The 13,534-nt window shown below is 70.9% G+C and carries 16 protein-coding genes and 1 pseudogene; 13 read left to right on the top strand and 4 right to left on the bottom strand.

Annotation, left to right across the window (positions count from 1 at the left end):
• Positions 1-152 precede the first annotated feature (152 nt).
• Together QQM72_RS40870 and QQM72_RS10825 are read right to left on the bottom strand one after the other, a co-directional pair.
• Positions 153-290, bottom strand: a pseudogene (locus QQM72_RS40870) (hypothetical protein); the annotation flags it as partial.
• A gap of 21 nt (positions 291-311) precedes the next feature.
• Positions 312-1,643, bottom strand: a complete 1,332-nt coding sequence (locus QQM72_RS10825; protein WP_314220611.1) for a competence protein CoiA family protein — start codon at positions 1,641-1,643, stop codon at positions 312-314.
• A 424-nt stretch (positions 1,644-2,067) separates the two neighbouring features.
• Between QQM72_RS10825 and QQM72_RS10820 the strand changes: the two genes are divergently transcribed.
• Entirely contained in the window at positions 2,068-2,292 is a 225-nt protein-coding gene (locus QQM72_RS10820; protein ID WP_314220610.1) for a hypothetical protein, read from the top strand.
• Positions 2,293-2,393: 101 nt separating this feature from the next.
• On the opposite strand, the gene QQM72_RS10815 is transcribed toward QQM72_RS10820, so the two are convergent.
• On the bottom strand, positions 2,394-2,711 hold the full coding sequence (locus QQM72_RS10815) for a hypothetical protein (RefSeq protein WP_314220609.1): 318 nt from the start codon (positions 2,709-2,711) through the stop codon (positions 2,394-2,396).
• Between the two features lie 16 nt (positions 2,712-2,727).
• Between QQM72_RS10815 and QQM72_RS10810 the strand changes: the two genes are divergently transcribed.
• The 6 genes from QQM72_RS10810 (at position 2,728) to QQM72_RS10785 (ending at position 7,626) form a co-directional block, all read left to right on the top strand.
• Entirely contained in the window at positions 2,728-3,276 is a 549-nt protein-coding gene (locus QQM72_RS10810) for a DUF4262 domain-containing protein (RefSeq protein WP_314220608.1), read from the top strand.
• Positions 3,277-3,491: 215 nt separating this feature from the next.
• Positions 3,492-4,082, top strand: coding sequence for a hypothetical protein (locus QQM72_RS10805; protein WP_314220607.1), 591 nt, complete (start codon positions 3,492-3,494; stop codon positions 4,080-4,082).
• A gap of 356 nt (positions 4,083-4,438) precedes the next feature.
• Positions 4,439-4,813, top strand: a complete 375-nt coding sequence (locus QQM72_RS10800) for a hypothetical protein (RefSeq protein ID WP_314220606.1) — start codon at positions 4,439-4,441, stop codon at positions 4,811-4,813.
• 211 nt (positions 4,814-5,024) lie between these two features.
• Entirely contained in the window at positions 5,025-5,393 is a 369-nt protein-coding gene (locus QQM72_RS10795) for an ArsR/SmtB family transcription factor (protein ID WP_020127091.1), read from the top strand.
• Positions 5,394-5,659: 266 nt separating this feature from the next.
• Positions 5,660-6,979, top strand: coding sequence for a DUF3500 domain-containing protein (locus QQM72_RS10790; protein ID WP_314220605.1), 1,320 nt, complete (start codon positions 5,660-5,662; stop codon positions 6,977-6,979).
• A 179-nt stretch (positions 6,980-7,158) separates the two neighbouring features.
• Entirely contained in the window at positions 7,159-7,626 is a 468-nt protein-coding gene (locus tag QQM72_RS10785; RefSeq protein WP_314220604.1) for a hypothetical protein, read from the top strand.
• A 4-nt stretch (positions 7,627-7,630) separates the two neighbouring features.
• Here the strand turns inward: QQM72_RS10785 and QQM72_RS10780 are convergent, their stop codons facing one another.
• Entirely contained in the window at positions 7,631-7,861 is a 231-nt protein-coding gene (locus tag QQM72_RS10780; protein WP_314220603.1) for a hypothetical protein, read from the bottom strand.
• Between the two features lie 379 nt (positions 7,862-8,240).
• On the opposite strand from QQM72_RS10780, the gene QQM72_RS10775 reads away from it, so the two are divergent.
• From QQM72_RS10775 to QQM72_RS10750, 6 genes are read left to right on the top strand one after another with little or no spacing between them, the layout of a single operon-like run.
• Positions 8,241-9,695, top strand: coding sequence for an ATP-binding protein (locus QQM72_RS10775; protein ID WP_314220602.1), 1,455 nt, complete (start codon positions 8,241-8,243; stop codon positions 9,693-9,695).
• Positions 9,692-10,114 carry a roadblock/LC7 domain-containing protein gene (locus QQM72_RS10770; RefSeq protein WP_054245159.1) on the top strand — a complete coding sequence of 141 codons (423 nt, stop codon included), beginning with the start codon at positions 9,692-9,694 and terminating at the stop codon, positions 10,112-10,114. The genes QQM72_RS10775 and QQM72_RS10770 overlap by 4 nt, the downstream gene beginning before the upstream one ends.
• Complete coding sequence (locus QQM72_RS10765) at positions 10,111-10,476, top strand: DUF742 domain-containing protein (protein WP_314220601.1); 366 nt, start codon at positions 10,111-10,113, stop codon at positions 10,474-10,476. The genes QQM72_RS10770 and QQM72_RS10765 overlap by 4 nt, the downstream gene beginning before the upstream one ends.
• Complete coding sequence (locus QQM72_RS10760) at positions 10,445-11,071, top strand: GTP-binding protein (protein ID WP_314220600.1); 627 nt, start codon at positions 10,445-10,447, stop codon at positions 11,069-11,071. Before QQM72_RS10765 ends, QQM72_RS10760 begins: the two co-directional genes overlap by 32 nt.
• Positions 11,068-12,312: a cytochrome P450 family protein gene (locus QQM72_RS10755; protein ID WP_314220599.1), complete on the top strand. Its 1,245-nt coding sequence runs from the start codon at positions 11,068-11,070 to the stop codon at positions 12,310-12,312. The genes QQM72_RS10760 and QQM72_RS10755 overlap by 4 nt, the downstream gene beginning before the upstream one ends.
• Complete coding sequence (locus QQM72_RS10750) at positions 12,309-13,532, top strand: cytochrome P450 family protein (protein WP_314220598.1); 1,224 nt, start codon at positions 12,309-12,311, stop codon at positions 13,530-13,532. The genes QQM72_RS10755 and QQM72_RS10750 overlap by 4 nt, the downstream gene beginning before the upstream one ends.
• Positions 13,533-13,534 lie beyond the last annotated feature (2 nt).

The following is a 13,534-nucleotide window of genomic DNA, read 5'->3' as shown; positions in this document are numbered from 1 at the left end:
GCGTGGGGCAGCCGCGACGCTTTGGAGGTACAGCCGGTCATCCCTCGCCGGCTCTGTCCCGACTGCGGGACGCGGCGCCGGTTTGCCGTGAAGACGTCGGGTCCGTGCCCGACAGACTCCATGGCCGCCCACACCGCCCCTGCCTCGTCCTCCGCGACGATCGAGCCGGCCGCCGAGGCACGCCCCGGGCCTACCGCGACGCCCTGGTTCTTCGCCCACATGATGAAGTCGGCGACGACGGGGAAGCAGCGCGGGAACCCCGTCTGGATGATGACGTCCATCTCGTACTGGCCGGGAAGCGGAGGGGCCCTTCACATCCTGTCGAGACCGAACATCCGGTTCACCGCCTGCCGGACAGTGAGGCCGCCTTGGTCCTTCTGTAGAGGAACCGCCGGTGCGGAAGCCGGGGCGAGTTCCGCGGTGAGAACCTCGATGCGCTGACCGGGGGCCGCCTGAGCCAGGATGCGGCTGCGCTCCCGCTCGGAGGCAGCGAAGAGGATCAGGGGGGCCAGACGGCGGCGCAGCGCGGGGACCCGGCCGGCCACGGGGCAGATGACTGCGTACGGCTTCCCGCGCACGTGTACGGGCACTCCCATGGCGAACTCGGGACTGCCGTCGCGGGCGACGCTGGGATAGGCGCCGGCCTCGTGGTAGACGAACTCCGCCACCGGCTTGATCAGAGCCTTCTGACGTTGGAGCAGGGCCTCGATCGCCGCCAGGTGCTCCTGCTCGGCGGCCTGCCGCGCCTCCTGTTGTCGCTGCTGGACGGTTTGCAGGCGTTCGACGATCTGGTATTTGCGAATGTGAGCCTGGAACTGTTCCTCTTCCATGTCGAAGTACCGCCGGGTGATCCACCGCCACTTGCCTTTGGTGTCCCAGCCCAGGCGAAGGCGGTGGGGCCGGGTGGCGTTCTGACAGACGGCGGCGACGAAGCGTTCCAGAGGGAAGGGGGCAGCCGGCTCCCACTTGCCGTGGCCTTCGCACGGCAGAGGACCGTCGACGCCCGCACCGCAGTCCTCGCAGTCACACCAGTCGCAGACCGTCCGGTTGTCGCACCATTCGGGCTCGAAGCGGGCGGCCCCGGCCGTGACCTGGACAGGGCCACCGTCGTCGGGACGGGCGATCTGGACGGCGGGCACGTTGTCCAGCCAGGGGGCCGTCTTTCGGTCGGTGAACCAGCACACCTCGACACCGGCCTCGCCGTACCGGCCGGTGCGTGCCTCGATGTCGGCGACCGAGATGGAGGCCATCTGCGCCTCCAGGGCCACGCGGCGGCTGCCGTCGGGAGAGGTGGCCATCACGTCCGCGCGCCAAGAGCCGTCCGGAGCGGCGACCTCGTACTCGGCGCTCCAGCCTGCCGCGCGGGCGTGGTGGGCGAGGTCGAGCTTGAGCAGATGGTGGGCCATGCCCTCGCCGGCGGCCCTGGCTTCGCAGTGAGGAGCTTGGTTGGCATGCCGCAGGAACCACAGGTCGTACGCGCCGTGGGTCTTGTGGACCAGGTGGAGGCGCCAGTCGCACTCGTAGCAGGTCAGCGGTGCGGGCCGCTTGGTCTTGTAGATGCTCGCCCTGTCCCGGCCGCAGCCGAGGTCAGCCTGGGTGACGTCGATGCGCCCCCACTCTCCGTGGACCCCGACGAACACCATCACTGTCTCCTTCGCTCGGTGGCGGAACCTTGTCCACAGCGGACGGTAGGGATCAGGTCTGACAGTGCATCCCCCGATCAGAGCAGCCCAATGCGCCAGGCGGGGCCCAAACGTCCCTCCCTGGCCGTACCCAGCCCGTGCACCCTGACGGCCGGAACAACCGGCATCCCGGGAAGCGCCGCCGAGGTCGGCGGGCTCCTGTCGAACATCGAGAGCAGGCGCCGGGAGTTCACCGCCGACAAGCTCCCGGCACTGGTGACGCTCGGTCTGGAGTTGGTGGGCGGCCGGCGGCCGGGCGAGCCGCTTCGGCGCGGTGGGCGTCGAACAGTTCGTCACGTAGTCCCCGCACGCCGGCTGCTTCCGTCCGGGGCAGCAGCCGGGCAAACGGTGGGGGGCGCCGTTGGGATGCGCCGCTCACCCACTGATGGAACAGCGCCACAGCCCCGCCCTGCGCATCAAGGGCAACGGCTACGACGCCTCCCACCACGAAGGTGAATGGCCGGCCCTGGGAGACATCGACGACGCCCTCGAGCGCGCCGGGCATGAGGCGTTCACCAAGGAGCCGCCCAAGACCGTCAACGGGTGGCGGTGGGTTCTGCTGAGAGCGGGGCGTCGGCAGGTATATCGGCCCGGTCAGGGGCGATGTTGACGCACCGTGGCTGGTGGGACCCCTATTACTCCAGGCGTAGATGGTGATCTCGCGGTGTCAGCCACTACCGCGGTCGTGCCGCCGCGCGCGGTGCTCGATCCTCAGGGCCCATAGACGAGATCCGTACCGCCGCTGGCCTCGATCAGCCAGGACAGCGAACCGCTGCCGAACGGCCAGCCCGTGGTAGCGACCTGCACCCAGCCCCCCGACTCGTCGGTTCCCGCGTGCCACCACCACCAGCTGCGATCGTGACCCATCCCTTCCTCGGTCGGGTCGAAGTAGTACAGCCATCCCGAGAGCGTCCACGGCCCCTGATCGACAGCCGCCCTCTGCTCCGGCGTCATCGCCCGCCACTGCCGCAGCCATGCCTCGGCATGGTTCCCAAAGGCGAACCCCGGCTGCCCGGCTCGAACGCTCACCTCGTAGCCTCCGCGCATGACTGATGATCCGTTCCAGTGCCGCTGCGTCCTCTGCCATGACTACGGTGACCGAGACGAAGCGGACCGCATGGATCTGACGATCACCGAGAATGTGCAGCGGCACGGATGGCACGTCGTGATGGTTCCCGAGGACGAGATCGGTCCTGGGTTCGCCTACACGATCGGTCTGTCGCACACTCACGGCGCACCTGAACTCGCCATGTTCGGGCTCGATGTCCACGCCATGCACCGCATGCTCAACCGGCTCGGAGCGAAGTCCGCCGCGGGTGCTGTACTGGCTGGCGGCCAGAGGCATCCTGACGTTGGCGACGGTCACCAGGTCGCGCTCAGGCAGGTCGATCTCCGCTGGTACCGGACCTTCTTCGGGCGTGCCATCGGGTTCTACCGACGGCCTCCCTTTCCTGTGTTGCAAGTTGCGTGGCCCGACGTGGATGACCGCTTTCACTGGGAACAACAGGCTGAGGAAAGGCATCGGGAGTCGCAGCCTCAGCTGTGGCTGCCACCGAGTGAGCACCCTGTCGGGGTCTGGACGACCGAACTCTGACCTAGAACGCACCTACCAGCGACAGACCAACACCGTCGCGACGAGCTACTTGGTTCTGTTCACGAGTTCAGAACTCGAGTCAACACTTCTGATGCAGGCCGGGCGTGCCCCCGGCGGACGGAAAACCCTGGGCATGCCACCCTGACATGACGGGTACTCAGGGACAGGAGTGCTCAGGGACATGACACAGGACATGACACGCAGGGGAGGGAACGGTGCTCACTCGGAGTTCGGTGATGGTGTGCGCGGCCGCGGCGCTGGCGTTGGCCGGCTGCTCGTCCGGGGACGACGGGAAGGCGGCGGAGCCGACGGACGAGACCGTCGTCACGGCGACCGTCTCCGACGCGCCACCGTCACCCGTCACACCCTCCGCCTCACCTTCCGCCTCGCCCTCCGTCTCCGCTCCCTCCGCCTCGCCCTCCGCGTCGGTTCCGGCGTCGGCGAGCCCGTCGCCGGTGCCCGTCACGGGCCCGGACCAGAAGCTGGTGACGATGACCGTCAGCGGCGGCTTCGCGGGGGTGAACCGGCAGGTGGTCCTCCGGGGCGACGGCACGGTCCGGACCACCGACAGTGGCGAGTCCGCGGTGCGCCGCACCACCGCGGCACAGTTCACGACGCTGCGGACCCTGCTCGGAGATCCCGCGCTCGACGACGTCCCCGCGTTCGCGATCGACATGGGGTCGGCGGACAAGTTCCAGTACACGCTTCAGTTCGACGGCCGTACGGTCACGACAGACCGCTCCACCGACGCACCCGCGCTGGACCGTCTCATCGGCGCCCTGGAGAAGTGGCTGCCCACGAACTGAGGAACGCCTCCTGGTCAGGCCTCGAATGCCGTTTGCAGGAGCGTCGTAGGCCTGGGTGAAGGCGGCGGGGAACGGCAGCTGCGGGGCGTCGGCGTAGAACCCGGGATCACCCAGGAACACCCTGGAACACCTGGAACACCTGGAACGACGAGACGGGACTACGCGTTCCGGTGAGCGTCGCCGATCCGCTCAACTCCCGTATGCGCGCGTTCAAAAGCGTGCAGGGATCTTGCCGACCCGAAGTTCCTCAGGCCAGTCCCGAAGCGCGTCACTCCGTCGGGGGACACGCTCCGTACGTTCGGGGAACCAGCGGGGCCGGAGGAGCCCGGGCCCGCGCGAGCGGCAGGAGAAGCGCCGTGGCGAATCTGGAGATCTCTATGAAGGAGACGATGACCGCGATCGAGGGGGCGGTGGGGGTCGCCGTCGTGGACTACACGAGCGGCATGGCACTCGGCACGCTCGGCGGAGGCAAGGACCTCGATCTGAACGTCGCCGCGGCCGGCAACACCGATGTGATCCGCGCCAAGGTCCGCACCATGGAACACCTGGGGCTGAAGGGCGAGATCGAGGACATCCTGATCACGCTCGCCGGCCAGTACCACCTCATCCGGCTGCTCAAGGGCCGCGGCGGGAGCGGGCTGTTCATCTACCTCGTCCTGGACCGCGACCGGTCCAACCTGGCCATGGCCCGTCACCAGCTCAAGCGGATCGAGGCCGAGCTCGAGGTGTAGGCGACCGGACGGCCGCGGCTCCGCACGCCCTCGAATTGAAGATTTCTTCATCTCGACACATCCAGATCAGCGCATCACACGGGTGTGCGGAGCCCGCAGCCACCAGGATCGTGACGCAGCACGTGGCGCGCGGCGGCGCACGGCCTGCCCGGCAGGCCGCCGCGCCATCGCGCACCACGCACCGTACGCGGCAGGGAGCGAGCGATCGACCATGCAGGTTCCCCTCTACCAGGCCAAGGCCGAGTTCTTCCGCATGCTCGGGCACCCGGTCCGCATCAGGGTCCTCGAACTGCTACAGGGCGGCCCCGTCGCCGTGCGGGACCTGCTCACCGAGATCGAGATCGAACCGTCCAGCCTGTCCCAGCAGTTGGCGGTGCTGCGCCGCGCCGGGATCGTGGTGTCGATCCGGGAGGGCTCGACGGTCAGCTACGCGCTCGCGGGCGGCGACGTGGCCGAGCTGCTGCGGGCCGCCCGCCGCATCCTCACCGAACTCCTCGCGGGACAGAACGAGTTGCTGGCGGAGCTGCGCCAGGCCGATCTGCCGCTGCCGGTTCCGCAGGGCGGCACCGGACGGCCGTGACCGGGACGGGGACGAAGGCGGAGACCGGGACCGGGACCGGGACGGGGGCGGCGGAAGCCGGGACGGGAGGAGGCTGAGACCGGGACGAGGGCGAGGACGAAGGCGGAGACCGGAACCACGGGGCCGGAGGAGGGACGGAAATAGCGGGGCCGGGCCGGGGACGGGACGAGGACAAGCACGGGGACGGGTACGGGTACGGGTACGGGGACGGGAACCGTGGGGACCCTTTCAGGTTTCCTTCAGGTACCTCCTGAAGGTTGGGGCCCATGCACGGACACCGACCACGTACCCCCGCATCCGAACGCAGCCGTCGCTGGTTCATGAACAAGGCGCTGCTCGCCGGCGGTGTCGCCGCCATGGCGACCATGACCGGCTGCTCCGCCGGCTCCTCCGGCTCCTCCGACACCGCGGACGCCGCCTCGCCCTCAGGCGGCCCGGGCGGAATGCCCTCCGGGGGACCCGGCGGCGCCGGCGGAATGGGCCCCGGGGCGAGCGAGGTCAAGTACGCGGACTTCGTCGGTGTCACCACCGACGGCAAGGTCGCGGACGACCTGTACTCGATCCACGCGACGGACGTCTCCACCGACAAGGTCGTCAAGGCCGCCCAGGCGTTCCTGGACGGGCTGACCACCAAGGAGCGCAAGGCCTCCGTCTTCGAGGTGGACGACGACGAGTGGCTGGCCTGGAGCAACGTCGACGGCTATCAGCGCGAGGGCGCCCGGATGGGCGACCTGACCGACAAGCAGCGCGACCTCGGCTACGCGCTGCTCGGGGTCGCGTTGTCCGCCGAGGGGCTCACCCAGACCCGCAACATCATGAAGCTCAACGCGTTCCTGGGCGACTACAGCGGCGGCAACCGGGACACGCTCACCGAGGGCGCCTACTTCTTCACCTTCATGGGCACCCCGTCGACCACCGCGCCGTGGGGCTTCCAGTACGAGGGCCACCACGTGGCCATCAACTACTTCGTGCTCGGCGACCAGGTGGTCATGACGCCCACCTTCATGGGCTCCGAGCCGACCTCGGCCACCTACGACGGCGAGAAGATCACCCTCTTCAGGAAGGAGACGGCGGCCGGCCTCACCGTGCTGCGGTCGCTCACGAACGCCCAGCGCGAGAAGGTGATCTCCTCGGAGGCCAAGGCCGGGGACAACCTTAAGGCCGGCGCCGGCCAGGACAACCTCAAGCTGGCCTACCAGGGCCTCGTGGCCTCCGGGTTCACCGCCGCCCAGAAGAGCGCTCTGCTGGATCTGGTGCGCGTCTACGTCGGCAACATGGACGACGGGCACGCCGAGGTGAGGATGAAGGAGGTGGAGGAGCACCTCGACGACACGTACTTCTACTGGATCGGCGAGACCAAGGACTCCTCGGCCTTCTACTACCGCGTGCACAGCCCGGTCGTCCTCATCGAGTACGACGCCCAGTCGCCGCTCGCCTACGGCAACAAGGACAGCAACGGTGGCGGCGGCATGGGCGGACCGGGCGGAACCCCGACCCAGCAGCACATCCACACCATCATCCGCACCCCCAACGGCGGGGACTACGGCGTGGACCTGCTCAAGCTGCACCTGGAGAACGACCACTAGGGTCCGGTTGGACGGCGCGGGTCCAGCCGGACGGCGTCGATTCGAACATCTACTCGAACATCGAACGAAACGCACCGAAACGCCACGGTTCGCCACCCCTTCCGCCAGGTAGAAATATCTACCAACATGCATATGCCCGCTCGGCATGCGGCCGGGGGAGGACGTCACACGGAGCCGACATGAGCAATGCGATGTGGACGCGCGGCGTGGAATGGCTCGCCGCCGCCGCGACGGACCCGCGGCTGTGCAAGCGGGAATGGGACCAGGGCGACGGGATCGCCCTGCTGGCGGCGGGCCGTTACTGGGACGTCCTCAGCGTGCCCGACCGGCTGGGCCTGCTCACCCTGGATCTGCTGTGGCAGGCGTCCCGCCCCGTCCCCGGACCCACGCTCGTGGACACCGCGTCGCACCGGGTCGGGTTCTTCCTCCCGCCGGATCCCGGCACCCGGTGGATCGGGGCGGGGCTGAGACGCGCGGGCCGCGGCTCCTGGGTGGCGGTTCCACCGCCCTACCGCGCCGCGCGGTTCCTGGAGTGGCTGGTCCCGCCGGACGGGACCGGGGCGCTGCACGCGCCGGCCACGCTGGAGCTGGCCCTGCGGCAGGCCAACGGCACGCTGGCCGTGCTGACCCCGATGTGCGGCCGGTAGCGGGTCACGGGCACAACGTTCCGCCCTCGTCGCGGTGGAGGCGGCGGGCCGAGGACGAGGGCACCCACCGCATGTCCGAGCGGGCGGGCACGGTCCGCCCGTCGGCCCGCCACTGCGCGACGAGCCGGGCGTGGATCGGCACCCGACACCGGGGCCGGTGCGCCCACAGAGCGGCGCTGAGGAGGCCGGACGGGCAGGCGGCTCGGGAGGTGCGGGCGGAGGTCGGTCCATGCACGGGTAAACGGTGAGGGGCGCGCGGTGGTACGCGCGGGCACCGCACGCTCACCGGCACGGGTGAGCGCGGCCCTCGTTCGGAGGCACACCCCGGGCCGATCACAGCACCGGCCCGCCTGCTCCCCCACTGCGTGCCGCTTCACCGGCACCCCACGGGCGATGCCCGCAATGCCGTCCAACTCACCTGTCGTGTAAGGCAATCCAGACAGTCGACGCAGAAGTGAACAGATACCGGGCACTTTGGAAGGCAAGTCTCGCTCAACCGTGCGGGATCGATCGATGACGGTGTGTACTGTGCTGCGGGTGCCCGGTCCGAGCCCTTCGGATCCACCCCTGCCCTGAGCACCGAGACGACGCCCGACCTCCCTGGAACCGAATCGATGATGGAACTACCGGACCTGGTGGCCGGCGGCCTGGCCGCCGGCACACTGTCCGCGCTCGCCCTCGGCGGCGGATTGCTGCGACTACGGCGGCAACAGACCCGGCAGCGAGCCGAGATCGCCGCATTACGCACCCAACTTGAGGGTTCCGCAAGGGCGTTCACGGCGGAGGTCGAGCATCTGGCCGGCCGGCGGGTGCCCGCCGCCGCCCGCCAGGTGGCCCATCCGCACGTGTCCGAACCGGGCCCGCTCCAGCCGCTCACCACCGGCACCCCGCTGGGCATCGCCCTGGAGAACGTGGTGTCGGCGCTCCAGTCCGAGGTGGCCGCCCAGCGCACCCGGGTCGACGCGGCCGCGCAGGCCGGGATGCGCGGCGCCACCCGGGAGATCCAGGCGGCCCTGTACCGGCTCCAGGACGCGCTGCGCGGACTCCAGCAGCGTTACGACGAACCGGAGTTGGCGCAGACCCTGTTCCGGCTGGACCACGAGAACGAGCAGTCGCTGCGCCGCGCGCAGGTCACCGCCGTGGTGTGCGGGGCGTGGGTCGGGCTGGCGCGCGAGGAGTCGCACCTGGTGGACGCGGTGACCGGCGGTCAGGCGCGGCTCGCGGGCTACCACCGGGTCCAGGTCCACAACCACCTCGAGACCGGTACGGCCCTGGTCTCGCACGCCGTCGAACCGGTGGCCATCATCGTCGCCGAGCTGCTCGACAACGCGCTCAGGCACTCCGCCCCGGACACCGACGTCGTGGTGAGCCTGGAGCACGTCCACCACGGCGTGTGCGTCACCATCGACGACGCGGGTCTCGGCATGACGCGGGACGAACGCGACCGTGCCCAGCGGCTGGTGGCCGGTGACGACCTGATCCTGCTGACCGACCTGGGCGATCCGCCGCGCATGGGGCTGGCCGCGATCGGCCGTCTCACCCGGCAGTTCGACCTGGGCGTCGACGTCTCCTCGGCCTCCCCGTACGGCGGCGTGCGCGCGGTGCTGCGGGTAGACAGTCATCTCCTCAGCCGTCTCGACCCGGCCGACCGGCCGCCGGCCGCGAGCGCGCCGCGCACGACCCGCAGGGTCACGGCCGACCGGCCCGCGCCCTCCCACGCGTACGGCACGGAGTCCGGCGTCCCCGAGGCGGCACCGGGGCATCACGAGCCCTCGGACACCGACGGCCTGCCGCAGCGCCGTCGCCGCACCCGGGCCGCCGCACCCGAGGAGAGCCCGGCCCGCAGAGCCGCGCACACAACCACGCACCGACCCGCGCGGAGACCGGAGGAGGCCGCGGCCGCGCTCGGCGCGCTCCAGTCCGGCACGGCGGCGGCCCGCGCCGCCGCCGATTACGCCGGAGCCGACGGCCACGGGGACACCCCGGCCGCCCGGACCGGCGAGACCGACCACACCGACCACACCGACCACACCGACCACACCGACATCGAGGGGGAAGCGGCGAGATGACCAGCCGTAATACGGGCGACACGGCATGGGTGCTGGAACCGATCCTGCAGGTGCCGCACGTGCTGGCCGCCGTCATGCTGACCCGCGACGGCCTGGTGACGGGCTACACCGACGCCCTGTCGCAGCCGTCGGCCGAGCGGGTGGCCGCCATCACCAGCACCGTGCAGGGGGCGTGCCGGACGGCGGCGGCCGCGTTCGCCGACCGGGAGCGGGCCGAGGTACGCCAGATCGTCATCGAGTCCGACCACGGGTATGTGCTGATCGTGCCGACCGACCACGGCACCTGCGTGGCCGCGTACGGCGACGGCGAGATGCGGCTGGACCTGCTGGCGCACCGGGTCCACTCACAGGTGGCGCGACTGGGCGAGAAGGCCATGGCGGCCGCGCCCCGAGGAGCCGACGACAACGCGCCGGCATGACCCGCCGCCCGGCCGGCCGTCCCCTCGTGCCCGCGTACCTGTCGACCGGCGGTGTGGCCCGGCCCAGCCGGCCCCACCTGGAGCGGCTGTCGGTGCTCGCCCGCAGCGAGGAGCCGCTGCCGGCCGGCCTGCCGGCCGCCGAACTGGCCCTGCTGGACACGCTGGCGGGCGGCTCGCTGGCGGTGGTCGAGGCGGCGGCGCTGCTCAGACTGCCGGTGTCCGCGGTACGGGTGCTGGCGGCCGACCTCGTCGACCGGGACCTCGTTCTCGCCCGCGCGCCGATCCCGCCCGCCGAACGGTTCGACCCCGACCTGCTGAAGAGAGTGGCCGATGGCCTCCGCGCCCTCAAACACCACCCCTAGCGCCGGCGCGTCCGGCGCCGTCCACCACCCCGACACCGCCCGCGATCTGGTGAAGATCCTGGTCGCGGGGCCGTTCGGGGTGGGCAAGACGACCCTGATCGACTCGGTGTCCGAGATCCGTCCGCTGCACACCGAGGAACATCTCTCCGAGGCCTCCGCCGACGTGGACGACCTGGCCGGGGTGCGGGAGAAGTCGACGACGACCGTCGCCATCGACTTCGGGCGGATCAGCCTTCCGGGCGATGTCGTGCTGTACCTGTTCGGCACGCCCGGGCAGGAGCGCTTCCGCGCCCTGTGGGACGACATCGCCTACGGGGCGCTGGGCGCGCTCGTCCTCGTCGACAGCCGCCGCCTCGACGCGTCGTTCGACGTGCTGGGCCTGGTGGAGGAGAGCGGGCTGCCGTACGCGGTGGCCTTCAACGACTTCCCCGACGCGCCCCGCCACCATGGAGCGGAGCGGCTGCGCCATGCGCTGGACCTGGAGCCCGGGACACCGATGGTGACCTGCGACGCGCGGGACCGCGACTCCTCGATCGACGCGCTGCTCGCGCTCGTCGACCACCTGATCGGACGTGACCCCGTGGAGGCCCGGTGACCATCCATCCCCCCGACCGGCGCGACTTCGCCCGTTCCGCGCCGGTACGGCTGTGGGACGAGAGCTTCGCCGCCGACCCGCTCCGCCACTACCAGGCACTGCGCAGTCAAGGGCCGGTCGGCTGGGGCGAGTTGGCGCCCGGAGTGCCGGCGTACGTGATCACCGACCGGCGTGCCGCGCTGGAGGTGCTGCACGACGAGGAGACGTTCTCGCACGACCCGCGCGCATGGGAGTCGACCGTCCCCGACGACTCTCCCGTGCTCGGCATGATGCGGTGGCGGCCCAACGCCCTGTTCGCCGACGGCGCGGCGCACGTCCGCTACCGCACCACCCTCATCGACGTCTTCGACCTGGTGGAACCGCACGACCTGCGGGGGCGGGTGCACCGGGCGGTGCGGCTGCTCGTGGGCCGGATCGGGCCGCGGGGCGAGGCCGACCTGGTCGGCGACTTCGCCGAGCCGCTGATGGCGCTGGTCTTCAACGACCTGTTCGGCCTGCCGGAGAGCCAGGGCGACCGACTGCACTCGGGCGTGGGCAAGATGATGGAGGGCGGCGACCGGGCGACCGTGGGCGAGGCGGAGTACGCCCAGTACGTACTGGACCTCATCGCCGCCAAGACCGAACGGCGCGGCGACGATCTGCCGAGCCGGCTGCTGGACCACCCGGCGGGGCTGACCCGTGAGGAGGTCACCTGGCAGGTGTTCCTCACGCTCGGCGCCGGATACGGGCCGACCGCCAACCTGCTGTCCAACACGCTGTCGAGGATCCTGGGCAACCCGCTCTACTACTCCACCCTCACCGACGGCGCCCGCCCCGTCATGGACGCGGTGGTCGAGGTGCTGCACCACGAGACGCCGCTCGCGAACTACGGCATCTACTACGTCCGCCGGCCCGTGGCCTTCCACGGGGTGTGGCTGCGCGAGGCCGTGCCGGTGGTGGTGTCGTACGGGGCACTCGGGATCCTCGCCGAGCGGGAGGTCACCGAGGGGCGGCATCCGAACGACGCCTCGCACCTGTCGTGGGGAGCGGGAGCGCATGCCTGTCCGGTGAAGCAGCACACGCTGCTGCTGGTCACCGAGGCGATCGAACGGCTCACCCAGTGGCTGCCCGACCTCGACCCCGTCGTACCCCGCGATCGGCTGACCTGGCGGCCCGGCCCGTTCCACCGTGCGCTGACCGCGCTGCCCGTCCGCTTCAGCCCCCGCTCCCCCGCTTCCGAACCCTCAGGAGTCCGTTCGTGACCGTGACCGACCGCATCGTCCTCGACCCGTTCGGCACCGATGTGCATGCCGAGAGCGCCCGGCTGCGCGCCCTCGGCGCGATCGTGCCCGTGGAGCTGCCCGGCGGCATACCGGCCTGGGCGCCCACCGGGTACGACACCCTCAAGGCACTGATCCTGGACCCGCGCGTCAGCAAGGACCCGCGGCGGCACTGGCGGCAGTGGGCGGAACTCGGCGAGCACCCTTCCTGGGGCTGGATCCTGGGCTGGGTCGGTGTGATCAACATGCTCTCCACGTACGGCACCGACCACGCGCGGCTGCGCAAACTGGTGGCGCCGAGCTTCACCCACCGGCGCACCGAGGCGCTGCGCACCCGGGTGGAGGCGATCACCGCGGAGCTGCTGGACGCGCTGGACAAGGGCGACGACACCGTCGACCTCAAGGCCGGCTTCGCGCATCCGCTGCCGATGCAGATCGTCTGTGAACTCTTCGGGGTGCCGGACGAGCTGCGGGAGGCCAACGTCCGGCTGGTCGCGGCCATCATGGACACCACCGACCCGACACCGGAGCACGCCGCGTACGTCCAGGAGCAGATCGGCACGGTGCTGGGCGGGCTGATCGCGTACAAGCGCGAGCACCCCGGCGACGACATGACGACCGAGCTCATCCGCGTGCGCGACGAGGAAGGCGACCGGCTCGGCGACGAGGAACTGCTCTACACGCTGCTGCTGGTCATCGGCGCCGGTTTCGAGACCACGGTGAACCTCATCGGGAACGCGGCGGTGGCGCTGCTGCGGCGGCCCGAGCAGCTGGCGGCCGTCCGCGCGGGCGAGATCGGCTGGGACGCGGTCGTGGACGAGACGCTGCGGCTGCACCCGCCGATCGCCACGCTGCCGCTGCGGTTCGCCGTCGACGACATCACGGTGGGCGAGGTGACGATCCCGGCCGGCGACGCGATCATCACGACCTACGCGGCGGCGAACGTGGATCCGGCGAAATTCGGGGCGGACGCCGACGTGTTCGACGCGGCACGCGCGGCGGACGACCATCTGGCCTTCGGGATCGGTGTGCACCGGTGCATCGGGGCTCCGTTGGCCCGGATGGAGGCGCTGACGGCGCTGCCCGCGCTGTTCGACCGGTTCCCCGGGCTGCGCCTGGACAGCGGGGCCGCGGAGCTGCGGCAGGTGCCCTCGTTCATCGCGAGCGGCTGGCAGGAGATCCCGGTCCGCCTGCGGGACTGAGG

Origin of the sequence: Streptomyces zaehneri, assembly GCF_032248645.1 — a bacterium.
GTDB lineage: Bacteria > Actinomycetota > Actinomycetes > Streptomycetales > Streptomycetaceae > Streptomyces > Streptomyces coriariae.
The sequence above is the reverse complement of the archived record's forward strand: the minus strand, read 5'-3'. Positions and strand labels throughout refer to the sequence as shown.